Source organism: Lacibacter sp. (assembly GCF_035299325.1).
Lineage (GTDB): Bacteria > Bacteroidota > Bacteroidia > Chitinophagales > Chitinophagaceae > Lacibacter.
In genome coordinates, this window is the sequence record NZ_DATGWT010000042.1 from 1 (window position 1) to 24,066 (window position 24,066).

Sequence of the window (24,066 nt, forward strand, 5' to 3'; positions counted from 1 at the left end):
TGTTTTTATGCTACAAAAACAACTAATCTTTTTATTAACTTCAGGGGGTCAGTTTGCAATGGCCGAAAGGGGTCACATTACTATGGCCAGTGGGGGTCAGTTTAAGCCGGTAGCAGGGGGTCAATTTGAGTGGATTTTCCAGCCAGATTACTTAGTAACTGTGCATTTACTCTCCAATTGTCAAAAGCACTTTCAAATGTATATCTACCAAAATCTCCATACATCTGCCCCCCAACATTTGTTTTCATAGAACTAATAATAGAATTCAAGCTCCAATAGTAGTCTTTGAAATCTTTTGCCTTATAATCGTATTCGTATTTTTCAATTTCTTCATTGCTTGGAAATAAAGTTGGTAAATCGCTTTTAAAAGGCGGCTTCGTTTTGTTTAAATCAAAATCAAACTTGTGTCCTTTGAAAACAGAGTACTCAATAATTCCTCTTGCGTAATCTCTAAGTAAAATATCAGGAACTACATTTTTTGTATTGAAAACAGATTCATAAATAGAAACTCCTAAATCTTTTAATGATTCAATTTTGCTTGTTCTTACAGCGCAACCAAACGCAACGGCATATAATCGCTGTAAAACATAAGGGTCATTGACTTTTTGAAATGTTTCAATGAGTTGCATCAAAACGTTTATTCGTTCTTCTAAAAGACAAATAATTGCTTTTGTTGTAGAATCTCTTAACGCTCTGTTAGTGCTTGTTGTAAACCAAAACAATGTTTGGCACATTAAACGAATTGATTCATCAGAAATGTTTTCTCGTTTATCATCTGTCCACGCCCAATCAATCATTCGTTGGATAGAAGTGATTTCATCAGGATAACTTGGGTATTGATGATGAATAAATGGGGTCCACCACGAATCTCTGTCAGCCATATTGAATCTCATTAAATGATTGTGCAGGAAATCGCTATTGAAATAGTGTTTCGGCTGTGATGTGATTAAAAGAATTGTGCTAATGAAATAATCGTGCAAGTCGTGCTTTTGAATTACAACTTCGTTTATGTAAACTTTTAGTTTCTCATTGATTGTTTCTTTCTTTCTCCAAACGATACTTTCAACAAATGCCTGTGCGACAACATCAAATTCTTTTGCGTGTGGTGCAGCTTCAAATAATTCTATTCCTGCCAATTCAGGTAATTGAACTGAAAGGGCTTCAATAATTCCTTTATTGTAATAAGATTTAAATTGGTCTTCAAGTAGTGAATATAGTTTATTTCCTAAAGCAAAAGAATTAGTCGGATTCTTCTTGTCAAAATGATTTTCCAACAAGTAGGCGCAAACTAAATGGTCGCTAAATCTTTCATAGGAAATATACACACCGTCAAAAGAATTTCCACTTCTTTCCCAATATACGTTTTGAGTGAGAAGTCCTTCCCGAATTAAATCTTCAAAAAACTGAGCTGGTTCTGTAATTGAGTTGTCTTTGGCAAATTGAGTAACGACAGCATACGCATCGTCAAATTTTATATATGTATTTTCCGTGTCAGCAATTTGGCTTGCAATTTTCTTTACAACTTTTTGAGTTAGATTTAAGTTTTCAGGCAATCTGTGTTTTTCCGAAACTTTACTATTAATAGCTTGAAGATAGAAATTAAGAATAGTAGAAATACCTTCATAACCATTGGGTATTTCGTGTAATCCTTTCTTGCTTAATCCTTCGCAAAATAATTTCAGGAATAATGGATTTGAAAATTCAGGGTGAAGTAAAGGAATACTTGGTTGTTTAATTCCGAAATACTCAAAAAAATGTTTTGATGCTTCGTATTCGTGATGTGAAAAACCGTGATGAATAACTTTTACGACTTCTTTTTTTTCGATTAATGATTCAGGAATTATTACTTTTTCATAAGAAGTTCTAAGGCTAAGAACTACACCTATGTTCGGATATTTCTTTACTGCGGAAATGAAGCCTGAAATGTAATTTTTCCACAATTCTTTTCCTTTCCCTTCATTTATTGCATCTATCAGAATTAAAATTCTGCTTTGTGTTGTTTCGGATTTTGCACTTAGGGAGGCAAGAAACGTATCTCTTTCGCAATTTAATTGAAGTTGTTTTTTGATTTGACTCCAAGGTTCTTCCTCTGTAAAATGTTGACCAAGCAATAAAATTGAAAATTGATTTCGTTCTTCTCTTTTTATTGCCACATCGGCAAGTAAATGAGATTTCCCTTTTCCTGCTTCGCCTGTTAAAAGCAGAAATGGATTGTTTGAAAGAAGAACTGTTGTGCTATTCAGAAATTCAATGAACTGATAAATTGAACTATTGAGCTTTCTGAAATACTCTATATCCCAATCAAATTTATTTGTATCACTCTCGTATTTACTTTTTTCTTTTTTTTCTTTTTTTTCTTTCTTGAGTGTAGAATCTATTACATATAGTTTATGGATTAAATCGTCAATGATTTTTCTAACATCTTCTAATAGCGAACTCAAACCAACATTATTAATAGTGCTTATTTCAACATAATCAATTTGCTCACATTGTTGTCTGAATGTTGTAATTGTTGAGACAATTCTATCAATATGGTCTTTAACTTTTGCTTCTTTTAAATGAGTAACTGCTTTTCTATAATGTTTAAGTAAATCATCAAGATAAGAGTTGAACTGCTCGTTGAAATATTTATCTCTGCTAATTCCGTCAAATATCTTTGCAATTGGCAATTCAAAATTCAGTTCGGGTGTATAGCGCTTGTCAAGATTTTTGATATTCTCATCAAGTTTTTGTTTAAACCATTCATCGGAAAATTCTTCCTTGCCAAACCAATAGTAAAGTTTGCCTTCGTTTTCTTTTTTGCTTAAACGCACAAAAATTTCTGAATTTCCCCAAAAATCAAATTCAATTGTTCTGTTGTTTGACTTTGCAAACGCTTCCCATTCGGCTACTTTTATATTCCATTTATCCATAAAATGGTTCACTTGTTGCCCTTCTCTCTTTCCTTTTGTGATGGTTATTCTTGGGTCTGGTCTATCTAATGGAACGCAGATGTAATACTTTATTAAATTCGGATGTTTTGCAAAAGCTGTTTTAAACGATTCATCAAGTTGTGTCCATTGAGAATCGCCCATTGTAGTAAAAAACTTTGCTTGCCAACCGTATTCTGAATTGTCAGAAAGAACACAATACGCCTCAACTCCACCGTCAGGTGCAGCAACTCTTATAAATTTAGATTTGTTTGGAATTTGTTCTGCTCTTGCTAATTGACAAACAAGTTCTTCAAAGCCATTTTTAATATCGCCATTAAACGCTCGTAATGTATTCCATTCTATATTCATTGATTTTGGTCTGTTGTTATGTTCGCCTTGAATAAAGTTTAGGTCTTATAGGGTGACAGCTTACGGACAGGTATTGCTGCAGGTGTGGAATTCATTGAACGTCCAGCCCGGAACCGCTGCCCAATAAAGATTTAAAAGTACAAGATAACAACTAAAAGCCCAATAGAATTACGTCCGCCGAAACCGCTGCTGATAGCGAATTACAGCCGAAGATTTCAACGTCCAGCCACACTTGCAGCAATACCAATGTTGTGTGTTCGTGCTACTGTGTCACCCTAAGGCTGTTGCTATTTTATCGCTTACTTAATTTTTTGACAATTGCTTTATATCCTTGCGACGAAATTCCATAGATAACATCATCAGTCTTCCCTAAACTTTTAAACTCTTGTTGTATTTCAGGGATTATGGTTGAAATGTCTTTGCCTTCTAATAGCTTGCTATAAAATAAGTCGTTTGTAGTCTTAGCTTCGTCAATATAAAGGTCACGATTACAACCAATCAAGCCGAAAAATGGATAGTCGCCTTTATTTTCGTCAATAATTTTCACTCCGTTTAATCCTCTACAACTTGTCATATTTACGATTAGAGTATTTTCAAGTTTACTATTCAATTCGTATAGTAAGTTTCTAAGTTCTTCCCAATAAATATCCTCATCTGTTTCCTCAATCCAAAGCCCTTCTTCTGTTCCATGAGATACAATTTGCAAGCAGAACTTTAGTCCTGTGTCGGCAAGCTTCTTCATGTAGGTAAATGTGTCAAGAACCATAGCTTTATTCTTGCATTTTCCTTGAAGTTGTTTAATACCTTTTGAGGCAAGGAAATTCATTAAGTCTTCAGAAATCTTGAAGTCGTCTCTGTCCTGTTGTGATAAACAGTCAACAATAAAAACCAAATCATATTCTGTTTCAAGTTTTGTCATCATACTTATCTTTTAGTGTTTTGTTTTCGTATTATTGTTTGAAAATCTCTTGGTAATAAAAGGTCTTGCCTTTGTCATAAAATGCGATAAATAAAAACTTTGAACCACTGGGCAAGTGTTCGTAGTTATTGATGTTGTCTTCAAAATATTCCGTCAAATGGTTGAAATCTGTCGGTCGAATAACTTTAAATATCATTAATCTAAATTCTGCATTTGCAACTAACAGCTTTTGAAAGTCATACTTTATGCCGCTGAAATCTACGTTCCTGTCACCTCTGCGTTTTTGTTGCCATTCACATTCCATAACCAATGGCATTCTTGTTGTAGTGTAATTATTTTTCCCTTCAACGTACCAATGTAAGTCATAGAGCCACTCTGAATTTTTAAATGTCCCGCCGTTAAGCTGTGTCAAATTTGGTGAAAGTCCATTTGCATATACTTTGTACTTAAACTTATTATGTCCTAGTAAGGCTAACTTGTCCTTTACAAATCTTGTTCTTTGCGGTCTTATTTTGGTGTCAAACTGAAAAAACTTGTCAAGTTCATGAGCAAGTTCTTTTATAATAACTTTTGAAAGTTTCTCTGTCGCCTTAATAGAGTGCTTATCAATTTTATACTCTGTCCAATTAGTCATGTTTAAAGTTTACGGAATGTTCAAAAAGCATGACACACAACGCTTGTATTTGCGCTATTATACGCAACATCTCCCAATAAACAAAGCTTGTGAATCAATTATTTAGTGTACGCCTTTTTGTATTGTTGTTATTACAATCCCTTAAATCATATAACCGTGTACAAACGTTTCATAAGCGTCTGCATCTGGTTACAAATGCGTCGTTTCTTTTTTCTTGTTTTCACAATCTTCACTTATTCTCTCACATCCATCTTGCATCAACCACCCCAGCCGGTAAAAACGCAGCCCTGTTCTCCGGCACTCCATCAGCCAGTGTATAGCGCATAGCCGCCGCCGTTACCACCAGGCTGCCTGCTGTTAACGGGAGTACTAACAACATCTGCTGTGCAGGTTGCAACACATGGGTATAAGGCAGTTGCAATTGTGCCAATACCCCGCCCCGGTATTCCCGTTGGGCAAGACCGCAGGCTGCAGCGGCAAACAGGAGTTCCACACTTACTGTTGCAGCAGGTGCGGCAATATTTTGCGTGGGTACAAAGGCAGGCATATCCAATACAAGCCCGTTGCTGTTTGCAGTAACGGCAAGGGGTATGCGCAAACGTTCGGTTAGTGTTGTTTCGGTGCTAAAACAAAACCCGTTAATAAAGGGCAGGTTTTCCTGCGGCGGCAGTTCCTGTACCACTGCCTGCCCCAGCCATTTGGCAATGACACCTGAAAAACGGCTCTGCATGTGTTTATCTTTCGGGTTGGGCAGCAGCTCCTGCCAGTAACTGCGGAGAATGCGGCCTGCTGCAGCGGCCACACCAAAATTGCGGCTGCGGCTTTGCATGGCTTCCGTTTGATGCACCTGTGCAGGCAGTCTCCGGGCAACATAACTGTCGCCCAGCTGGTAAAACAGCACATTGTTCATACGTCCTTTCAGAAATGCAGCGATCTGTTTGGCCATAGGCGTTTGTTCAGGAGTTGGTGGTTCTGTTGTTGGTTATTGCTTCGCAACAACTGCGTTGTTTCTGCGTCAACTGACGTAGAAACAACGCAGAAACCACGGGCATGGTAGGGCAAAGTAAAGAGTCAGGGCCATAGCAGGCAACCGTGTTTTAACGGGATTTTACGGGGTATTACAAAAGTTTACTTTCAAAGTAATTGCTGATTTATATCTTCCTCCTCCGTGCCTTCGTGTCTCTGTGGTTCAAAACAAACTTTAACGATCCGTTCCTTACTTTTACAGCCAATACATCATCCTTCATGAAACAACCACCGTATATGAAACGCTTTGCATTGTTTGTTCATTTTTTCATTGTTCTTTCGGCAACCACAAACGCACAGGATATTGTTATCAATAAAGACACTACCATCAACAACACCTGGACAATTCCCAAAGGCGTTCTTCTTAAATTCGGCAGTAAAGGAAAGATCAATGGCACAGGCACCATCAAAGGCGGCATTATTGATGCAGCACTTACACAATGGATCTTTGATACCACACTCACCGTTTCACCTGAAGGAACCTATACCAATGTGTTCAGTGCAAAATGGTTTGGTGCAGGATCTGTAAAAGATAATGCGGGTGTGTTGCAGAAAGGGATCAATACAGTTTTAGCAAACAGTGGTACGCTGCGAAAGTTTTTTATTCCACGTGGTGTGTATCCTTTCAGTAAATCATTAACGGTTGCAAGTATCTATAAAGAGCAATACAGCGGTTGCACCATTCATATCTATGGTGAATCATCGTTCTGGGATAGCGGCACCGGTACAACATTGCAATACACTGCCACAGATGGTTTTGCATTGGGCTTACAACTCAACAAAGGAAGCGAGATCAATAACCTCACGATACTCGGCATGTTTAAAGCACCTGCTGCTGTTGATTCTGTTTATTACAATATTCCTTTCGATCAGTACAATGATGCCAATGGAAAATGTACGCCGCAATATGCAGGACTGGTAATTGATTATGATGGCAGCCGCAATAACAGCGGTTCAACAGGTATTAAAGTACACGACATGAATGTTGGCAACTTCACCATCAATTATTCCATCAGTCCCAATGGGAAAACAGTGAATGCCGATATCCTGTTGTTTGAAAATATCCGTTGCGGTAATGGCAAAGTTGGTTTTGCAACGGGGCAGGCACAGGAAAAAGGAAATGTGATCCGTGGTATTTACAGCTGGGGCAGTATCCATACATTATACGTTGCAGGTAAATACGGAAAAGCACAGGCAGGCAGTTATACCATTGATGGCGGCAATATTGCCGGACGATGTATTCGCCTGTTTGATATTGCACAAGCCGGTTGGTACAGCACCAACATCAGTAATATTTTTGCTGAGAGCTTAGGAAGTATCGGCAACATCAGTACACAACTACCGTTGAACATCAGCAACAGCACGTTTCATTTTGTATACCCGAATAAAATTGGCCGACAAACATTGCTGAACAGCAATAATGAAAAGGTAGCTTTTTCCAATTGTATTTTCCGTTATTATGGAAAAACTGATCCCATGAAGTTTATCGGCAGGGCAACGTTTACTAATTGCCAGTTCAGCGGACCGCAGGTGAAAGAATAAGGTGGAGCTAACTGTTTTATTGTTTTAAATGATACTCATCTGTTTCAACAAAATAACCCTGGCTCATAAGTTGAAGGATGTCGGTGACTGTCCATGTTGCATTGAAATAAAAAGTATGATCCTGGTATAAATAAAGAAGAGAAGGCAATTCTTTTGTTTTACGGCTGCATTCCCAGGTTGAAAATATATTATCAGCTTTTTTTTCGATGATATATACTTGCCACCAGTTGTTTCGTTCGCCTGTTATACTGCCACGTATGTTTACAGCATAGAAGCGATCATTCAATTGACGGAGTATTGCGTTTTTTCCAAGATCAAAAAACAGGGTATCAATCGATTTCATGATAAAGGTATCCTTCTCCTGCCAATAGCTTCTTCCTGTTGACATGGTACCTTCAGCATCAATATCATACATTTTTGCATTTCGAAAAATGTATTGATCAACTGTATCAACCGGTTGACGCAGACTATCGTAAACGATCAGCTGCTCAAATTCATAAATTTCTCCCGGCGGATAAACAAACTCCCTTTCTGCATTTAGTTTTGGCCATGCACCTTTTGCAATTTTTTCAGTACGATTGACAATGATTGCAAAAAGATTTTCTTCAATTATCAGTGAAAGACTGTCATCAGAAGAATTGAACGGCGAACGTTCTTTTTCTTTTCTGTTCCATTGAAACGGCATTGAGTTTATTCCTGATGATGCAGTTCCGGAATCAGGAACATTGATCATATATACACCGGTATCGGGCAACGATTCCCAGTTGCCCAGTAAGTGCGTCGGGAATTCGTTACTGTTTGGCCGGTCGGCCGGCAGTGGTTGTTCAAAATAAAAAGTGGTGCAGGAACTTACCAGTACCGGCAATAAACAAATGTTCATCCACTTCATCACATTGTTCAGGCATGTACACATTTTTACCTGTTTTGGCAGAAGGTACAACAGCCGGTTGCCGCTTTCCAATGACACGCATCATTTGCAGGGTTGATTATTGAATACAGATTTTATCGTTTCCGGGCTGTAATTTGAGAAAATGGATAACCATGCCCGTTATGCAATAGCAGGCACAGTTATTGACATAGGTTGCTATAGCCATAGAATGATCTGTATTGCCACAGAGGCACACAGACCTGATTATTCACATTTAAATTGATTTTATGAAACAGGTACTCATGTTTATTCTTTCGTTTTTGTTCATCGGCTCATTTGCTGTTGCACAGGAAACGGATGTACGGAAAGAAAAGAAACGGATCAAACAGGAACAACGGCAGGTAAAAGACTTAAACCTCAACCGTAACCAGGGACAACAAATTAAGAGTATCAATAACCGTTACAGGGATGAGCATAAAGCCATCATGCAAAACGATGCACTTACGCAACAACAAAAGCAGGATCAGATCCAGGCGCTGAATAAAAGACGAGTGCAGGATATTCACAATATTGTTGGACAGGATAAAGTGAAAGACTATGACCGCATCGAGGAAAATGAAAGACAAAAAATGAAAGACAAGTCGAAGGAGAAAGAAGATAGAGTAAAAGACAAGCAGAAAGAGAAAAAGGAAAAAGAGGAAAAAGTAAAGAAAGAAAAAAAGGATAAGAAGAACGGTAAAGGATAAACGAAAACAAAAGTCCGGCAGATGATCTGCCGGACTTTTGTTTTTAATAATCTGAATATTCAGTTGGCCGGAGAAACATGATATCAATATGCGATACATTGTTTTTATACTCCGGCATTGCCGATAATTTTTTCCATTCAGGATCGCTGCCAAAGCTTTTCCAATGTGCATCTCTGTCGGTCATGTTTTCAAAACTGGTCATATACATCAGGTTGGGCATTTTGCTGCCGGCAACAACTTCTGCATAAAAAATGGCGTTGAAGTTTAAGCGTTTAAATAAACCGATCTCATCGCCTTCATTGAACATATGCACTTTGTTCTGAAAAATCTTTTCTGTTGCACTTTCGTAACTGCGTAATTCATACACACGTTCTTTCTTTGGCGATTTCAGTTGTGGCAGCTGCATTACAGGTGCTAAAGAAAAAGCCTGCAGCAATATTGTTTCCATTCGTTTATATGGAGCTGCATTATAAGCTGCCGTAAGATAAGCAGCACCTTTTGCCTGGTATTCTTTGTCGGATGATAATTTAGCCATCATCTCAGCAGCTGCATTCAGTGATTTAACAGGAATCAATACATACATTTTTTTTGCTGCTGCTGTATCGTTTGCAATGGCTTTAAACACTCCCACTGATTTTATGTTCATCCGGTGCAAAGCGGGCAGCAAAGCCTGTTGCAGATACGTATCGAGTGCCTGCTCCTGCTCAACAGTTGTGTAATGGTAAACCGTTAACCGGTAAAACTCACGGGCGGGTGCGGCTGCAAGTTTTTCTGTTGTTACTGCAAATAATAATGTAAGAACTGCAATGACTACTAATCTATTCATCTTTTTTTTCATATAAGAATGCTTGAGCCCTGAAGTTAAACAAAACGTGGGATTGCAATCAATAAGAGATGCGGTGTTTGTATTTCGCACGATTTTTATCTACTTTCAACACAAATAAATTGCACATGCCCATTTACATGGATCTCCATATTGTTCCCGGTGTTACGGCAAAAGATGTAGCGGAAGCACATAAGCTGGATGTGTACCTGGAAAAAGATCACAGCTGTAAATGCATGACCTATTGGGTGGATGAATTACGTGGACATGTATTTTGTTTGATTGATGCACCGTCGAAAGAAAAAGTAACGGAGCTGCATAACAAAGCCCATGGCTTAACACCGCATAAGATCATTGAAGTGCAGCCCAACCTGGTGGAATCGTTTCTCGGCCGCATCAGCGATCCCGAAGAAGCAGAGCTGACGGATACAGGATTGAAGCTGATCAACGAACCTTCCTTCCGTATTATTCTTGCAACGAAAATGAATGATCCTGTGTTGCTGCAACATCAACTGGGTTTGGAAAAAGCAACAGAACTCATCAGGCAACTGAATACATTAATACGAAACGAGATCGCCCAACATAATGGTGTGGAAGCAGAACATGCGGGCTCCGATTTTGTGGTGTCGTTTACATCAGCTGCAAAAGCAATTGCCTGCTCCTGCGCTATTCAGCAAAAGATAAATGATACTGATCTGCAACAGGCGGGCCTGCGCATGAGCATCCATGCAGGAGAAGCGGTTTCAACCAATGAACAATTATTCGGCGAAACCATTCAATTGGCAGAACGTTTGTGTTTTATTGGTAAACCTGCACAGGTAAGTATTACATCTACTGTAAAAGAACTGGTGTCGAAAGATCTTTTGGCAAGTAATGAAAACAACCTGTACACTTTATCGGCCAACGATCAAAACCTCCTTGATTTATTGTTTACTGCACTCGATAAAAACTACAGCGAACAGGATTTTAATATGGATGAATATGGCAGCTCAGTTGCCATGAGTCAATCGCAACTTTACAGGAAAACAATGGCCCTGTGTGATCTTTCTCCCAATAATTTACTGAAAGAATACCGTCTTGAAAAAGCACGTGAGCTGATGAAGAAAAAAAATCAAAACATTACAGAGATCACGTTTAACTCAGGCTTCAACAGTCCATCGTATTTTACAAAATGCTTTAAAAAGAAATACGGTATTCTTCCGATGGCTTATTTGGACCTCATCAATTAATGATTTGCTTCCGTTGACAGAATTTTACCATTTATTGGGTGAATTGTGATAGGCAAACGGGTTTGCATGAAATTATCTTTGTTTCATTCTAAACCAATTAAACTGTTTGTTATGAAATCAATCACTCAACGCCGCTATCTGTTTATTACGCTGTTATTATTTTGCGGACTTACTACCATTGCACAAACAACTACTCCTGCCGCCAATAAAAAAGAGCCGGTGATGAAAACCTATTTGATTGAAAGGGATATTCCCGGTGCAGGTCAACTCACTCCTCCCGATCTGAAAAGTATTTCTCAAAAATCCTGCAGTGTGCTGAATGACATGGGACCAAAAATTAAATGGCTGCACAGTTATGTAACAGGTAATAAAATTTACTGTGTGTACCAGGCCGAAAACGAAGAACTCTTACGTGAGCATGGAAAGAAAGGTGGTTTCCCTGTTACCAACATTACAGAGATCGGAACAACCATCAGTCCTGCTACAGCCAAAGAATAAGAATATTCTGAAACATCGTTCCATGTTTGTTCCTGTAGAACGATAAACTACAGGAACAACATTTGGGAAACACCGTCTACTGTTTTTCCCGACACAATTTAAGATCGACCCTTCTTCTGTTTTGTTTACACAAACAAATCGCTACTATTTTTTTGTTTGCGTACAATGAAGCATGGCGAAGCTATGCCTTGAAAAAACCAAGCCACATCCTGTCCTTCACATCAAACCATCACCTATTTTCTATAACCAAAAAACAAAGGAGTTTAACATGAAACAGATCTTTCACACCGTTACACATTATCAAAAGGCCGTTGCTAACCCGTTCCTTCTTTTTACGTTGTTAGTACTGCTTGTTTCCTTAGGCAGTTGCAGTAAAGAAGCAGGCATTAAATCAGATCCTTTACAGGCAGAAATGTTGATGAATAAAACAAGCATGCTGATTCCGGGCGACATGCTTACCAATTACAGCGGTTTAAAGGCAACCACGTTATGGGAATTGCAACAGGCACGTGCTGCCACTGCCCGTTACCGTGATATTAAAAATGCTGTAAAGGATGGCTATGTTGACATTGATGTCGTGCGGCAAAACATGGGTTATCATTTTCTGAAAATGGATAACCTTGATGCAACATTTGATTTCAGAAAACCGGAAATACTGGTGTATAACAAAATGGAAAACGGCAGCATGCAACTGGTAGCAGTTGAATATGCAGTACCTATTCCTCTTTCACCAAACAATGCACCTGCGGGTTTTACCGGGGATAATGATGTATGGAAATATGATACTGATTTTAACCTGTGGCTGTTACATGCATGGGTATGGTATCATAATCCTGAAGGTGTATTCAATCCAACCAACTCTTTGGTGCATCTGCATTAAGCTGCAACTAAAATAAAACAGCAGTAACAAAAACAGGTCGGGTAAACCCGACCTGTTTTATACATCAGCCATGTCATTACTTCGGAAGAACTACTCCATCAATCACATGCACAATACCATTCCCTGCTTTAAGATCAGTAGCAACAACAGTTGCTGTGCCACCATTCTCATCTGTCAAAATCACTTTTCCGTTTACAAGAGAGGCTGTTAATTTACCACCGCTTACTGTAGTTAACACAGCTTTGCCGTTACCATCTGTTATGCCTTTTACGACTGCAGCAGCGTCAATGTTTCCTGCAACTACATGGTAGGTGAGTACTTTTGTTAACGTTGCTTTGTTTTCAGGCTTTAATAATGTTGCAACTGTACCGGCAGGTAATTTATCAAACGCTGCGTTTACAGGAGCAAATACTGTGAACGGACCTGCACTTTGTAAAGTAGCTACCAGGTCTGCTGCTTTCACAGCTGCTACCAACGTAGTATGATTTTCAGAACCAACAGCAATATCAACTACTGTTTTTTGTGCAGATACAACTGACGTGAATGCAATTGCCATTACTGACAACATGAGAAACTTTTTCATAATGATGTGTGTTTTTATGGCGATTATTACACGATCAAATGAAAAAGGTTTAGTACGATCATGAAAAAATTATGATTTAACAAAGATGTCTAAAGAAGCCCCCGATAAATACACAAAGCTGTAAACAAAAGTTATCTGAACAGCAAACTCTAGGAAGCTGCAATTGATTTCACTGCAGCAACAAACCGTCTTACATCATCCGCTGAATTATACACCGAAGGTGTTACACGCACGCAACCATCTTTACCTAAAGTGCGGGCCACTGTAAATATCTTGTGCTGCTTGAATAAATCATCAGCCACTTCTGCTGCTGTTTTATGTTTAATGCGGAACGAAGCAATGGCACAGGAAAACCCGGCAGGTACAACCACTTCAACATTGGGATATTGCTGCAGTTCATTTACCCAAATGCTTTTGAGATAATGCAGTCTTGCTGAAATACGTTCAATACCTAATTGCTGTTGAAAGGCAAGACTTGTCGGGATGGTCATGATTACTGCAAACGGTGTGGTGCCGAAATGTGCCAGTTTGTTGATGCTTGTTTCTGCCGCACCCGTATCACCAAACAATGCTTTCATTTCGTTGATGCGTTCCTTCTTTACATAAAGAATTCCTGCACCAACAGGGTTACCGATCCATTTGTGCAGATTCATTCCAACAAAATCGGAGTTCAACTCTTTTAAGCTGAATTTTATTTGTCCTAATGCATGTGCTGAATCGGTCATCACATCCACTCCCCTCTCTTTAGCCATTGCTGCAATTTTTGCAACAGGCACAATCAAGCCATTGATGTTTGAAACATGGGTGAGTAAGATCACTCTTGTTTTACTTGTAATTTGTTTACGGTAAAGCTCTACAATCTCTTCTTCGCTTTTAGGCAACAAAGGCATTTCAAATTCCTTTACACTGATGGCTCCTCTTTTCTCCAGCATACGAAAGGTTTCGATCATACTGAAATAATCCAGTTGATTCAGGATCACTTCATCGCCTTGTTTAAACGGGTAACCCTGTATGGCAATATTCAATGCTTCTGTTGCATTACGTGTGATGATGATCTCTTCATCGGCAACACCTAAAAAAGCAGCAACTTCTTTTTTTGCTGCAGCAGCAATTGCAGGATACTCTTTGCGGGCAAATCTTGCTGCCTGTTTGTTGGCTGTTGCAACATTTTTCTGAAATGCCTGCAACACCGGTTTTGGTTGAATTCCATAATAACCGTTTTCAAGGTTGATATGGTCATCTGCTACTTCATAATATTTCTTTGCGATCTTCTTCCAGAATTTTTCATCTGTTGCTTCACCTTCAGCTATAAAATCATTTGTATCAATTGAAGTGCGGTCGTTTGCCAATGCAATGGAAGGCATACCTGCAACGATCAATCCGCTGCCCAGCTTCTTTAAAAATTCTTTCCTGTTTTGCTCCATAAACTGATCGTTTTATAAACGAATACTAATCAACATCCTTTACTTTTCTACTTAGCGGGCGGCATACTTGGCCTCACTTCAATTTTACTTGGCAACGTACGTGGGTTCATTTGCAGAATATCTACTACCAATTCACCAATATCTTCGGGTTGTATTTTCCATGCATCTGCATCGTTCGGTGTATGATTATTAAAATAGGTTGCAACAGAACCGGGCATAATGGTGGTTACTTTAATACCATGCTTACGCAAATCAAGCATCACTGCCTGCGTAAATCCAACCAAACCAAATTTACTTGCATTATACGCTGAAGCATTTTCAAAAAAATTGGTGCCTGCAAGACTTGCAATGGTGATGATGTATCCCTTTGTTTGTTTCAACGGATCAATGCCTGCTTTCACTGTATTAAATACACCCGTTAAGTTTGTATCGATCGTTTCTTTCCATAGCTCTTCCGATAGTTCCTCGATGGATGCAAAATGTCCAACACCTGCATTGGCAACAACCACATCCAGCCGGCCGAAGTGAGCGATCGTTGCATCCACTGCTTTTTTCTCCGATGCCATTGAACTTACATCTGATTCCAAGGCTAATATCTTTGATGGATCTGTACTTAATGACTCCGCTGCCTTTACTGCTGCAGTTAACGAACGACCTGTAATGGCCACTTTCATCCCTTTTTCCAACAGCGCTTTGGCGATGCCATAACCAATTCCTTTCGTACCGCCAGTTATATAGGCTACTTTCCCGTCTATCATATTCATTTTTGATTAGTTTAGTTTTGCTTTGAAATTACGAAATAAAAACTCCACAAAAGGAGTCGTTACAAATTGAATCATCGGTCTTACTCTGAGTTTCTTTACTTTTACAATCAATCTAAATTTATTACACATGCAGGGGAAATTTTTTATTTATACCACTGTGTTGCTTCTTTCCGGTTATTCAGCCGCTTGTACAGATAAGAAAGCATCCAGCTCAAATCAAACAAATACCGATACAACGAAGTTGCCGCCGGTAGAAACAAAAGCAGCCAATACAAACTATAAACCTGCTTTTGCAGGACAAACAAGAATTGGCGGAGTGAAAACAACAACAGCTTACAAAGTTGAAAAACTTGCAGAACGCATCGGCCGCCCATGGGCTGTTACGCCAATGCCTGATGGCCGCTTGCTCGTAACAGACAAACGTGGTGGCTTCCTGCAGATTTTTGATGCGAACGGTGTATTGGTGAAAAAAATTGAAGGTCTTCCTGCTGTTGATGCGGGCGGACAAGGTGGTTTGCTTGATGTGGCGCTTGATCCGTCATTCAGCAGTAATGGCATGATCTATTGGTCGTTTTCAGAAAAATATGATGTGGGCAACCTCACTTCCGTTGCTAAAGGAAAACTGAATGAAGCTGCAGGTATGGTTGAAAATGTTTCTGTGATATTCCGTGCCACTCCTGCACTGGCCGGCAGCACATATCACTACGGTTCACGTATTGTGTTTGATAAAGATGGACACATGTTTGTGAGTTCAGGTGAACGTTCGAACCTGGACGGAAGAGTGCAGGCGCAAAAACTTTCTTCAGGTCTTGGAAAAGTTTTCAAGATCACAACAGATGGCAAACCGGCACCCGGTAATCCATTTATTAATCAAAGTGGTGTAATGCCTGAAATATATGCATATGGTAACCGTAATGTACAAAGCCTGGATCTGCATCCTGTAACAGGCGAATTATGGGAAGCAGAGTTTGGCCCACGTGGTGGTGATGAATTAAACATCATTAAACCCGGAAAGAACTATGGCTGGCCTGTTATCACCTACGGTATTGAATACGGTGGCGATAAAATTGGTGATGCCATTCAGCAAAAAGAAGGTATGGAACAACCTGTTTATTATTGGGATCCGGTTCTTTCTCCCGGTGGTATGACATTTTACAGGGGTAATGCTATTCCTGAATGGGAAAACAATCTTTTTATCGGAGGACTAAGCAGTTCACATATTGTACGTCTTGTTATAAAAGATAACAAAGTTGTTGGTGAAGAACGCTTACTGGCAGATAAAGGTGAACGCTTTCGTGATGTAGCTTATTTCAACGGTATGCTGTATGCAGTAACTGATGCTGGAAGTCTTTACAGGATCAGCAAGCAATAAACCTAAAACAATTGATATAAAAAATCCCCGGCATTTACAGCGGGGATTTTTTTGTATCAATAACGATCATTGATCGTGAAAAGATGATCCTCACTCCACTTTACCCGGTTGCGGAATGCACAGTTCTTTAGAGCATTCATTCCCATGGCCGATGTATACTTTTCCTTTATCAATGCGTAACACCTGTTTTGTTTCTAAACGACGCATCACACGTATCACTGTTTCTACACGCAACGATGTCATTTCTGCAATTTGTTTCCGGGTTAACCTGATCTTGTTACATGCACCGCAAATATGTTCTCCTGTTTGCTGCAAATAAGAAAGAAATGAAAGAATGATCTTTTCAGGCTCATGATTATCGAGCGACTTTAAGAGATGGAACTTAAACCGTAAGCGCTTTACCAGTAACTCTGTAAACGTAAAATGAATATCCTGCTGAGATTTCAGCAACTGCTGAAAATCCTGTTTATGCAAACGTAACAGGAGGCATTCTTTATCTGCAATAGCTGTGGCCGCAAATAACCCGTTATCAAATAAACCAAGTTCACCAACACACTGTCCGGGCAGTATGATCGATTGCAGAAATTCCTTTCCCTTTTCATCAACATTGATCCAGCGAACCTGGCCACTTACTAATTGATAATAAAAGTTACAGGCAGTGCCTTCTTTAAAGAGAATTTCACCGGGCTCTAATTTTTTATAGGCGGCTCCCCATGCCAATAAAATATCTGTATTGATCATAACGGGTGTTTAACGGTTATAAATAAATCACTCTGCTATAAACAGATCATTAAATCAGCTATCATTCTTTTACTAATATACTGTTATATCTCCGTAAACAGAGAAAAGAAACCACCTGTATGTTTTTGCCAGCTGTTCTTTACCAATCGATGTACTTTCAAAAGAAAAAAATGAAACCTTATCTGCTTTTTCTCACTTCCCTGCTGGCAACAATAGCAGGCGCTGCGCAAAACAAAGTAAATCCCGTTATTAAATCTTACGGAACAGTTTTTGAAATACCAACGGCCGATCATAAACCGGATCCTGCCACCGAGTATAAGATCATTGTTGAGCTTACAGAAAACACGCCAAAGGCTGACTCCCTGAATATTTACCTTGAGGCTATTGCCACGCTTATTAACCTGCATGCAGCTGAAGGCGTGCCGCAAAAGAATATCAAACTTGTTGTGGTACTTCGTAAAGGAGCTACTCATGCTGTGTTTGGTGATGAGTTGTTCAGGAAATATTTTAAAGTTGATAATCCCAACAGGCAACTCATAAAGGAACTAACCGATGCGGGTGTGGAATTCTATGTATGTGGCCAAACGATGATCAAACGAAATACAAAAGAAGAAGAGTTGATGCCGGGCACAAAAATTGCAAGTTCCGGTTTAACCGCCATCAGCACGTATCAACTGAAAGGTTATACTATGATCAAGTTCTGATGAACGTAGTAACTTAAAATCGTTCAGCAATTACAACGCATAGCCACTACCTTTAGTAACTGATGTTAACCAATGACAACATATATAACAGTACTGCGCAACAGCAACTGAAAGCATGGCAGCGACAAATGTTGAGTAAACCTTCTTTGCTGAACAGTTTATCGAAGCGGATGCAAACAAAGATCAACACCTGGATACCTGAGAAAATTCATGTAGCTATTACAGCAACGATCAAACAATTGATACGTGGTGTACTGTTTGGTGCTAAACACACAACTTCTGAACCTTTGGTAAATGCAAGCCTGCAGGAACGGGAAATTGCCATTGAAAAGAAAATAGAGAACTATAAAAAAACGGCTGCGGTTGAAGGCGGCATTGCAGGTGCAGGAGGAATACTATTGGGGTTGGCTGATTTTCCCGTGTTGATTGGCATCAAATTAAAGTTGCTGTTTGAGATCGCCAGCCTGTATGGCTTTGATGTAAATGATTATAAAGAACGTGTGTACCTGCTGCATATTTTTGAACTTGCTTTTTCAAGTCATGCACATCGTAAAACGGTGTATTTAAAAATGACTGACTGGGAAACGAAGAAACAATTACTGCCGGACGATATCAACCAATTCGACTGGCGCAACTTTCAACAGGAATACAGAGACTATATTGATCTGGCAAAGATGGCACAACTCATACCATTGATTGGCGCTCCCGTTGGATTGATCGTTAACTACCGCTTACTCAAAAAACTGGGCGCTACTGCCATGAATGCTTACCGCATGCGGTTATTGCCATGATCAATCGTATTATTTATTCATGATTCTTACCAATGAAAGTTTCCCGATTAACCACCGGGGGAAATTCAGTTTGATCTGTTTATATGTAAGCGAACGCCATAACCCTTCCAACGGTCCGAATTTAAAATGTTTGAGCCAGAGCGGACTGTAGATCAATTGCAGTATCCAGATTGCAGCCACTACATAATACAATTGATAGAATTCCAGCCGGTCGTAATACCCTAAGCCGTATCCAAAGAAAAATAAACTGCAAAGAATGGTTTGCACAATGTAATTGGTGAGTGCCATTTGTCCAACTGCTTTTAAACGGTTACAGATGGCCGTTAGATAGCCTGATTTAACCAGCAACATCAGTGCAGCACAATGAGCCATGACCATGAAAATGCGTTGTATCGGGTATAAAAGATTCTTCCAGGGAATAGCTGTCTGCTCCATATGCAGAAAAATAGCCGACGATGAAGAAGTATAGTGTGCAGCATACCAAAGTTCATACACTGTTATTGGCAGAGCAACTGCATAACCAATCAACACCGTTATGCGATATTTCCGGCTTGTCCATTTACCGGTGAAGAAACCCAGCTTCAATAATGCCATACCCAATAACATCAACGAAATATTATCGCCTAACTCAACCAACAAATAACTTGTTTCTGCTTTCAATGCTTTTGGTCTTATCTCTGATGCTACAACCTGGTAACTCCCTCTCATTCTTTCAGTAATTGCCTGTGCATCCGTTTCATTGGGAAGCATTGTTTTTTCTAACGTCCTCCACTCTGCCATTGCCTTTTGCTGCACATCCGTTAATTGCTTCCCTGCTTTCTGCGCCTGCTCCGCCACTGTAAAGGCAATACGTTTTTCTCGTGCATCACGGTACAATAAAGTACCTACCACAAACCAGATAATGGCAACAACAGGAACGGCCATCATCATATAACGTGGTTTCATTTTACGGAACAGAAATACGATCATTCCAAACAAACCATAAAAGAAAAGAATATCACCCACCCATAACAAGAGATGCGCATTGATGAGTCCAAACAGGATAAGCCAGCTCATACGCAGGTAAAATAAAACCGTTACCCGTTTGGGATCGATGTTCTCTTTATTGATACTGAATAATAAGATGCCTGCACCAAACAACATGCAAAACAAGGCCCGCATCTTTCCTTCAAATAAAATATACACGATTGCATAGCTGAAGAAGTTTGCACTGCCGGTATCGGAAAATATTTTGGTGCCGAAATTACCACCGGTTGCAAGACCAAAGCCTACAATATTGATGAGCAATATCCCAAGCACAGCAATACCACGAAACAGATCAATGGAAACGATACGGCTCTCCCGACCAAGCGGTGTGGGTTCGAATGAAGATGATTGCGGCTTCATTAACAGTTGATTGGTTGATTGTGGAGGCAGCGGGTGCAGGTACGTTTTTTATGAGGCTATACCATAAATATATTTCTTATACCTACATAACAATGCTGCAGCAACAAGTTACTGTGTGAAATAAAGAATAACACTTAGTGAATGTTTATAAGTTGCGATTAAATGAGGCGATGTTTGTTTACTGCTGTACAAAATGCCAGCATACTCCGGCAAGATCAACGATGTTCACTTCCCGTCCATAAGGCTGATTAATTACTTCACTGATACGGATACCGTATTTCTGCGGCAATTCTTTTTCGAGTACATAAGCACGGAATGCATCTGCATTTTCCACACCAACACTCAGCATAAAATTTTCAGCAAATGCTTTATCGTCGTATTTCTGTAAAATAAACCGGAAGCCGTTGTTTTCAAAACCGGCATAGTCTCCCATATCCCAGGTAAGGTTAAACCCAAGCTCCGTAAAAAAAGCTTTTGATTCATTGAACTTACTTCCCGAAGGAACAAATGGCTGGAGGGAAAGAAATTTCATGTTGTAATGTTTAACTAAAGATACTGCTTTAAGGTGTGATGATTTGCAACAGGAACGACCAATGTTCTCTTATTTCTTCTTCTTATTTTTAACCGGTGCAGCAACTCCTACAACACATCAAACTCTATGCTCCTTTAAGTGAAGAAGCCGAACAGGCTTTGTATGATTGCTTTGAACAGGTTGTATGTTCAAAAAATCAACATCTGCTTACTGAAGGAAAAATTTGCAGGCATTTATATTTCCTGGAGAAAGGTGCACTACGTGGATATTACAATATCGATGGAAAAGAGATCACTCACTGGTTTGGTTTCGACAACGATTTTGTTACTTCTTTTCACAGCTTTATTACACAGGAACCATCAGTTGAAAATCTCCAGTTACTCGAAGGAAGTATTCTGTGGAGTATTTCAAAAGATAAGCTCACGGAACTGCTTAACCGCTTTCATGATATTGAACGGCTGGTGCGTGTTGCTTATGAGAACTACTATATCCGTTTAGAAGAACGTTACGTAAATGCCCAGTTTAAAACAGCAACCGAACGTTATGAGCAGTTACTGAAAGATGCACCGCATATTCCTGACCGGGTTTCATTGGGTCATATCGCTTCTTACCTCGGCATCAGCCAGGAAACATTGAGCCGTATCCGCAGCCGTATTTAACATTTACAAAATTGAATTTTGACAATTGTCAAAAAGCTTCTGACAGCGCACTGATAGTTTTGCTTCAAACAACGAAACCATCATGGAACAAAAACAAACACTGGCCCCTTCCCCCGCTTTTATTGCTGCATCATGGGCAGCACTTCTCATCGGCATCACTGCTTTTATCATCGGCTTATGGAATGCCGATATGGAGCTGAATGAAAAAGGATATTACTTCACCGTTTTATTGTTTGGTTTATTTTCTGCCATCTCCGTACAAAAAGCAGTGCGTGATCAAATTGAAGGTATTCCTGTTACCAATATCTACTACGGATTGTCGTGGTTCTGCACCATTACTTCCATGATATTGCTCACGGTAGGTTTATGGAATGCCGAACTTGAAAGAAGTGAAAAAGGTTTTTATGCAATGGCATTTACGCTAAGCTTATTTGCCGCTATTGCTGTACAAAAGAATACAAGAGACAGCAAAGCAAGTGAAGTTTTGCAGAAAGAAGAACATCAATAAAACAAAACAGCCCATGCTTTTTGCATGGGCTGATAAATTTGCATCAACATTATTTTTTCAATAATAACATCTGACCAAGATGATTGGCCATATGACCTGTGCGGTTCATCAACACATTTAATTTATTGCGGTGCGGTTCGTTAGCAAAATCTTCTGCTGATACAGCAGTATGCCGCTCGAGCCATTCATCAACATCGGTTGTATCAAAAACTGTTGCCAGTTTTGCATTTACAGTTGCCAGTTTTTCTTTTAACTCAGCAATTGTTGGCATTGCAAGCCCTGATTTATCCGGATTCTTAATAAACACTTCGTCCAGTTCAGGATATAAACGATCACTAAAGCCCAGCAGCGGCAGTAATGCATCGCTCACTGCAATCAAATGCCCCAGCAGGTAAACACCTGTATTACGGCCCGGCGCAATTTCACGTTGCAATTGCTCATCAGTTAATGCATCCAGCAATTTATTGAGTTGTTTGTTTTGCGATTCCCATGCGCTGATCGCCATCTTTACCAGCAGGTTCAATTGTGTTGTTGTATTTTCCATTCTTCATTATTTGAACAGCAAATCTACGATGCTTTGCAGCAATACCGGCAAGCTGTTTAGACACAGCAGTCCGGGAATCCGGGAAACTGCTTGCATTTTCCGAATCTAATTTCTAAGTTTATCTATTCCATCATTTCAACCAACCAAAATCTGCTTATGTCGAACAATTTTGTTGACATGGAACAGAACAGTTCTGTTCCTTCTCCGGGTAACACCAATTCCATTTCAGAGAGGCTGTTTTCGCTTGATGTAATAAGAGGCATTGCCTTGCTGGGCATTTTACTCATCAGCATCTGGGAGTTCGGCGGCTTCAGTACCAATGAGCAAAACAGGTTACGCCTGCTGGGCAAAGGCTTCGATTTTAATTTGTTTGCTTCTGCCCTGCTGCTGTTCGAAGGTAAAATGCGTGCTTTGTTTTCATTGGTATTCGGTGCAGGCATTGTTCTTTACATGCAAAAACCAAATCAACCGGGTTTACCTTCTACACAGGAATTATATATACGCAGGCAGATGTGGTTAATGGCATTTGGTGTAATTAATGCCTTTTTGTTTTTATGGCCGGGTGATATTCTTTTTCAATATGGCGTGATGGGCATTTTATTATTCCCCTTCTTCAGAATGAGTAAAAAAGGTTTATTGATTGCTGCAATTATTGTGACACTTGTTTACTGTGGAAAAATGTACTGGTTTTATGCAGATGATCATAAGGCCTATAAAAAATTCAAAGCTGTTGAACTGATTGAACAAAAGAATAAAAAAGACAGTGCTGCACAACATATCAAAGACAGCCTGTCCGGCATGTCGAAAGCAGATCTGGCAAAAAGTGATTCACTGTTCAAAGAAAAAACAAAACTGAACAGAATACAGGAAGGCGATAAATCAAGATGGGAAGGATTGGTAAAAGGTTTGAAATACGATTCAACCAAAGGTCCTGAGAAAGCTGAAAAAACTGCCATGTGGGGCAGCTATAAAAAAGTATGGCAACATCTTTACCAACGTGCACAAGGGAAAGAAGCAGCATGGCTTTACAGGGTCGGTATATGGGATATTGGTTCAATGATGTTGTTGGGAATGGCTTTACTCGGCTTTGGTTTTTTCAGCAACAGGTTTTCAACAGGCACTTATGTATTGCTTGCAATTGCGGGAATTGCTCTTGGAATCTTTTTAGGTTGGCTGCGGCTCGATCTGCAACACAGTAAACATGTAGATTATATAAAATACCTCAGCAGGAAACCCATTTCGCCCATGCAATTCTTTCCAATAGAAAGATTATCGCTTGCATTAGGTTATGCCAGTTTGATCATGCTGTTACTGCGAATGAAAATTTTACAGTGGTTGTGGCAGGCATTTGCTGCAACAGGCCGGCTTGCCTTCACTAATTATTTTATGCAAACAATTATCTGCACACTTTTCTTTTACGGATATGGGTTTGGATACTTTGGCAGATTAACCCAGGCACAACTTTACTTTTTCGTTGTAGAAATATGGATCGTTCAAATGGTGTTCTCTGTTTTCTGGTTAAGGTTTTATCAATACGGGCCGGTGGAATGGCTATGGCGATGCCTGGTTTATTGGAAACGATTTTCTAATAAAAAGGAAAACCAGTAGTACA

At 39.6% G+C, this 24,066-nt stretch carries 24 protein-coding genes; 11 read left to right on the top strand and 13 right to left on the bottom strand.

What is annotated here, in order from left to right; genetic code table 11:
- Positions 1–101: 101 nt before the first annotated feature.
- From VK159_RS22725 to VK159_RS22740, 4 genes are all read right to left on the bottom strand, one after another.
- Positions 102–3,281, bottom strand: a complete 3,180-nt coding sequence (locus VK159_RS22725) for a hypothetical protein (protein ID WP_324232471.1) — start codon at positions 3,279–3,281, stop codon at positions 102–104.
- A 292-nt stretch (positions 3,282–3,573) separates the two neighbouring features.
- Entirely contained in the window at positions 3,574–4,203 is a 630-nt protein-coding gene (locus VK159_RS22730; RefSeq protein WP_324232472.1) for a hypothetical protein, read from the bottom strand.
- 28 nt (positions 4,204–4,231) lie between these two features.
- Positions 4,232–4,834 carry a hypothetical protein gene (locus tag VK159_RS22735; RefSeq protein ID WP_324232473.1) on the bottom strand — a complete coding sequence of 201 codons (603 nt, stop codon included), beginning with the start codon at positions 4,832–4,834 and terminating at the stop codon, positions 4,232–4,234.
- A gap of 241 nt (positions 4,835–5,075) precedes the next feature.
- Positions 5,076–5,780 carry a hypothetical protein gene (locus VK159_RS22740; RefSeq protein ID WP_324232474.1) on the bottom strand — a complete coding sequence of 235 codons (705 nt, stop codon included), beginning with the start codon at positions 5,778–5,780 and terminating at the stop codon, positions 5,076–5,078.
- Positions 5,781–6,097: 317 nt separating this feature from the next.
- Here VK159_RS22740 and VK159_RS22745 point away from each other — a divergent pair, with 317 nt between their 5' ends.
- Positions 6,098–7,402, top strand: a complete 1,305-nt coding sequence (locus tag VK159_RS22745; RefSeq protein ID WP_324232475.1) for a hypothetical protein — start codon at positions 6,098–6,100, stop codon at positions 7,400–7,402.
- Positions 7,403–7,418: 16 nt separating this feature from the next.
- Here VK159_RS22745 and VK159_RS22750 read toward each other — a convergent pair whose 3' ends face one another.
- Positions 7,419–8,315 (bottom strand): hypothetical protein, encoded by an 897-nt coding sequence (locus tag VK159_RS22750; protein WP_324232476.1) that lies wholly within the window; start codon positions 8,313–8,315, stop codon positions 7,419–7,421.
- Between the two features lie 242 nt (positions 8,316–8,557).
- Here VK159_RS22750 and VK159_RS22755 point away from each other — a divergent pair, with 242 nt between their 5' ends.
- The gene (locus tag VK159_RS22755; protein ID WP_324232477.1) at positions 8,558–9,016 is read left to right on the top strand and encodes a hypothetical protein; all 459 of its coding nucleotides are present in this window, start codon (positions 8,558–8,560) and stop codon (positions 9,014–9,016) included.
- A gap of 43 nt (positions 9,017–9,059) precedes the next feature.
- On the opposite strand, the gene VK159_RS22760 is transcribed toward VK159_RS22755, so the two are convergent.
- Positions 9,060–9,842: an NIPSNAP family protein gene (locus VK159_RS22760; protein ID WP_324232478.1), complete on the bottom strand. Its 783-nt coding sequence runs from the start codon at positions 9,840–9,842 to the stop codon at positions 9,060–9,062.
- A gap of 125 nt (positions 9,843–9,967) precedes the next feature.
- Here VK159_RS22760 and VK159_RS22765 point away from each other — a divergent pair, with 125 nt between their 5' ends.
- From VK159_RS22765 to VK159_RS22775, 3 genes are all read left to right on the top strand, one after another.
- The gene (locus VK159_RS22765) at positions 9,968–11,068 is read left to right on the top strand and encodes a nickel-binding protein (protein ID WP_324232479.1); all 1,101 of its coding nucleotides are present in this window, start codon (positions 9,968–9,970) and stop codon (positions 11,066–11,068) included.
- 111 nt (positions 11,069–11,179) lie between these two features.
- Positions 11,180–11,566, top strand: a complete 387-nt coding sequence (locus VK159_RS22770) for a DUF4242 domain-containing protein (protein WP_324232480.1) — start codon at positions 11,180–11,182, stop codon at positions 11,564–11,566.
- A gap of 268 nt (positions 11,567–11,834) precedes the next feature.
- Positions 11,835–12,446 carry a hypothetical protein gene (locus tag VK159_RS22775; protein WP_324232481.1) on the top strand — a complete coding sequence of 204 codons (612 nt, stop codon included), beginning with the start codon at positions 11,835–11,837 and terminating at the stop codon, positions 12,444–12,446.
- Between the two features lie 76 nt (positions 12,447–12,522).
- Here the strand turns inward: VK159_RS22775 and VK159_RS22780 are convergent, their stop codons facing one another.
- The 3 genes from VK159_RS22780 to VK159_RS22790 form a co-directional block, all read right to left on the bottom strand.
- Complete coding sequence (locus VK159_RS22780; RefSeq protein WP_324232482.1) at positions 12,523–13,029, bottom strand: fasciclin domain-containing protein; 507 nt, start codon at positions 13,027–13,029, stop codon at positions 12,523–12,525.
- 149 nt (positions 13,030–13,178) lie between these two features.
- Entirely contained in the window at positions 13,179–14,453 is a 1,275-nt protein-coding gene (locus VK159_RS22785) for an aminotransferase class V-fold PLP-dependent enzyme (protein WP_324232483.1), read from the bottom strand.
- A gap of 47 nt (positions 14,454–14,500) precedes the next feature.
- Positions 14,501–15,217, bottom strand: coding sequence for an SDR family oxidoreductase (locus VK159_RS22790; RefSeq protein WP_324232484.1), 717 nt, complete (start codon positions 15,215–15,217; stop codon positions 14,501–14,503).
- 127 nt (positions 15,218–15,344) lie between these two features.
- Between VK159_RS22790 and VK159_RS22795 the strand changes: the two genes are divergently transcribed.
- A complete protein-coding gene (locus VK159_RS22795) occupies positions 15,345–16,589 on the top strand; it encodes a PQQ-dependent sugar dehydrogenase (protein WP_324232485.1) in 1,245 nt (414 codons plus the stop codon).
- A 90-nt stretch (positions 16,590–16,679) separates the two neighbouring features.
- Here the strand turns inward: VK159_RS22795 and VK159_RS22800 are convergent, their stop codons facing one another.
- On the bottom strand, positions 16,680–17,330 hold the full coding sequence (locus VK159_RS22800; protein ID WP_324232486.1) for a Crp/Fnr family transcriptional regulator: 651 nt from the start codon (positions 17,328–17,330) through the stop codon (positions 16,680–16,682).
- Positions 17,331–17,500: 170 nt separating this feature from the next.
- Here VK159_RS22800 and VK159_RS22805 point away from each other — a divergent pair, with 170 nt between their 5' ends.
- Together VK159_RS22805 and VK159_RS22810 are read left to right on the top strand one after the other, a co-directional pair.
- Complete coding sequence (locus tag VK159_RS22805) at positions 17,501–18,034, top strand: DsrE family protein (RefSeq protein ID WP_324232487.1); 534 nt, start codon at positions 17,501–17,503, stop codon at positions 18,032–18,034.
- Positions 18,035–18,096: 62 nt separating this feature from the next.
- The gene (locus VK159_RS22810) at positions 18,097–18,825 is read left to right on the top strand and encodes an EcsC family protein (RefSeq protein WP_324232488.1); all 729 of its coding nucleotides are present in this window, start codon (positions 18,097–18,099) and stop codon (positions 18,823–18,825) included.
- A gap of 9 nt (positions 18,826–18,834) precedes the next feature.
- Here VK159_RS22810 and VK159_RS22815 read toward each other — a convergent pair whose 3' ends face one another.
- Together VK159_RS22815 and VK159_RS22820 are read right to left on the bottom strand one after the other, a co-directional pair.
- Positions 18,835–20,211 (bottom strand): DUF418 domain-containing protein, encoded by a 1,377-nt coding sequence (locus tag VK159_RS22815; protein ID WP_324232489.1) that lies wholly within the window; start codon positions 20,209–20,211, stop codon positions 18,835–18,837.
- 178 nt (positions 20,212–20,389) lie between these two features.
- Positions 20,390–20,743, bottom strand: a complete 354-nt coding sequence (locus VK159_RS22820; protein WP_324232490.1) for a hypothetical protein — start codon at positions 20,741–20,743, stop codon at positions 20,390–20,392.
- Between the two features lie 95 nt (positions 20,744–20,838).
- Here VK159_RS22820 and VK159_RS22825 point away from each other — a divergent pair, with 95 nt between their 5' ends.
- Both VK159_RS22825 and yiaA read left to right on the top strand, forming a co-directional pair.
- Positions 20,839–21,402, top strand: coding sequence for a Crp/Fnr family transcriptional regulator (locus VK159_RS22825; RefSeq protein ID WP_324232491.1), 564 nt, complete (start codon positions 20,839–20,841; stop codon positions 21,400–21,402).
- 82 nt (positions 21,403–21,484) lie between these two features.
- Entirely contained in the window at positions 21,485–21,910 is a 426-nt protein-coding gene (yiaA, locus tag VK159_RS22830; RefSeq protein ID WP_324232492.1) for an inner membrane protein YiaA, read from the top strand.
- 49 nt (positions 21,911–21,959) lie between these two features.
- On the opposite strand, the gene VK159_RS22835 is transcribed toward yiaA, so the two are convergent.
- Positions 21,960–22,454: a DinB family protein gene (locus VK159_RS22835; RefSeq protein WP_324232493.1), complete on the bottom strand. Its 495-nt coding sequence runs from the start codon at positions 22,452–22,454 to the stop codon at positions 21,960–21,962.
- Positions 22,455–22,610: 156 nt separating this feature from the next.
- Here VK159_RS22835 and VK159_RS22840 point away from each other — a divergent pair, with 156 nt between their 5' ends.
- Entirely contained in the window at positions 22,611–24,062 is a 1,452-nt protein-coding gene (locus tag VK159_RS22840) for a DUF418 domain-containing protein (RefSeq protein ID WP_324232494.1), read from the top strand.
- The last annotated feature ends 4 nt before the right edge of the window (positions 24,063–24,066 follow it).

Bases quoted from the DNA above. Each gene is read 5' to 3' on its own strand.
- VK159_RS22725 (WP_324232471.1), bottom strand. From the start codon at position 3,281: ATGAATATAGAATGGAATACATTACGAGCGTTTAATGGCGATATTAAA.
- VK159_RS22730 (WP_324232472.1), bottom strand. From the start codon at position 4,203: ATGATGACAAAACTTGAAACAGAATATGATTTGGTTTTTATTGTTGAC.
- VK159_RS22735 (WP_324232473.1), bottom strand. From the start codon at position 4,834: ATGACTAATTGGACAGAGTATAAAATTGATAAGCACTCTATTAAGGCG.
- VK159_RS22740 (WP_324232474.1), bottom strand. From the start codon at position 5,780: ATGGCCAAACAGATCGCTGCATTTCTGAAAGGACGTATGAACAATGTG.
- VK159_RS22745 (WP_324232475.1), top strand. From the start codon at position 6,098: ATGAAACGCTTTGCATTGTTTGTTCATTTTTTCATTGTTCTTTCGGCA.
- VK159_RS22750 (WP_324232476.1), bottom strand. From the start codon at position 8,315: ATGTGTACATGCCTGAACAATGTGATGAAGTGGATGAACATTTGTTTA.
- VK159_RS22755 (WP_324232477.1), top strand. From the start codon at position 8,558: ATGAAACAGGTACTCATGTTTATTCTTTCGTTTTTGTTCATCGGCTCA.
- VK159_RS22760 (WP_324232478.1), bottom strand. From the start codon at position 9,842: ATGAATAGATTAGTAGTCATTGCAGTTCTTACATTATTATTTGCAGTA.
- VK159_RS22765 (WP_324232479.1), top strand. From the start codon at position 9,968: ATGCCCATTTACATGGATCTCCATATTGTTCCCGGTGTTACGGCAAAA.
- VK159_RS22770 (WP_324232480.1), top strand. From the start codon at position 11,180: ATGAAATCAATCACTCAACGCCGCTATCTGTTTATTACGCTGTTATTA.
- VK159_RS22775 (WP_324232481.1), top strand. From the start codon at position 11,835: ATGAAACAGATCTTTCACACCGTTACACATTATCAAAAGGCCGTTGCT.
- VK159_RS22780 (WP_324232482.1), bottom strand. From the start codon at position 13,029: ATGAAAAAGTTTCTCATGTTGTCAGTAATGGCAATTGCATTCACGTCA.
- VK159_RS22785 (WP_324232483.1), bottom strand. From the start codon at position 14,453: ATGGAGCAAAACAGGAAAGAATTTTTAAAGAAGCTGGGCAGCGGATTG.
- VK159_RS22790 (WP_324232484.1), bottom strand. From the start codon at position 15,217: ATGAATATGATAGACGGGAAAGTAGCCTATATAACTGGCGGTACGAAA.
- VK159_RS22795 (WP_324232485.1), top strand. From the start codon at position 15,345: ATGCAGGGGAAATTTTTTATTTATACCACTGTGTTGCTTCTTTCCGGT.
- VK159_RS22800 (WP_324232486.1), bottom strand. From the start codon at position 17,330: ATGATCAATACAGATATTTTATTGGCATGGGGAGCCGCCTATAAAAAA.
- VK159_RS22805 (WP_324232487.1), top strand. From the start codon at position 17,501: ATGAAACCTTATCTGCTTTTTCTCACTTCCCTGCTGGCAACAATAGCA.
- VK159_RS22810 (WP_324232488.1), top strand. From the start codon at position 18,097: ATGTTAACCAATGACAACATATATAACAGTACTGCGCAACAGCAACTG.
- VK159_RS22815 (WP_324232489.1), bottom strand. From the start codon at position 20,211: ATGAAGCCGCAATCATCTTCATTCGAACCCACACCGCTTGGTCGGGAG.
- VK159_RS22820 (WP_324232490.1), bottom strand. From the start codon at position 20,743: ATGAAATTTCTTTCCCTCCAGCCATTTGTTCCTTCGGGAAGTAAGTTC.
- yiaA (WP_324232492.1), top strand. From the start codon at position 21,485: ATGGAACAAAAACAAACACTGGCCCCTTCCCCCGCTTTTATTGCTGCA.
- VK159_RS22835 (WP_324232493.1), bottom strand. From the start codon at position 22,454: ATGGAAAATACAACAACACAATTGAACCTGCTGGTAAAGATGGCGATC.
- VK159_RS22840 (WP_324232494.1), top strand. From the start codon at position 22,611: ATGTCGAACAATTTTGTTGACATGGAACAGAACAGTTCTGTTCCTTCT.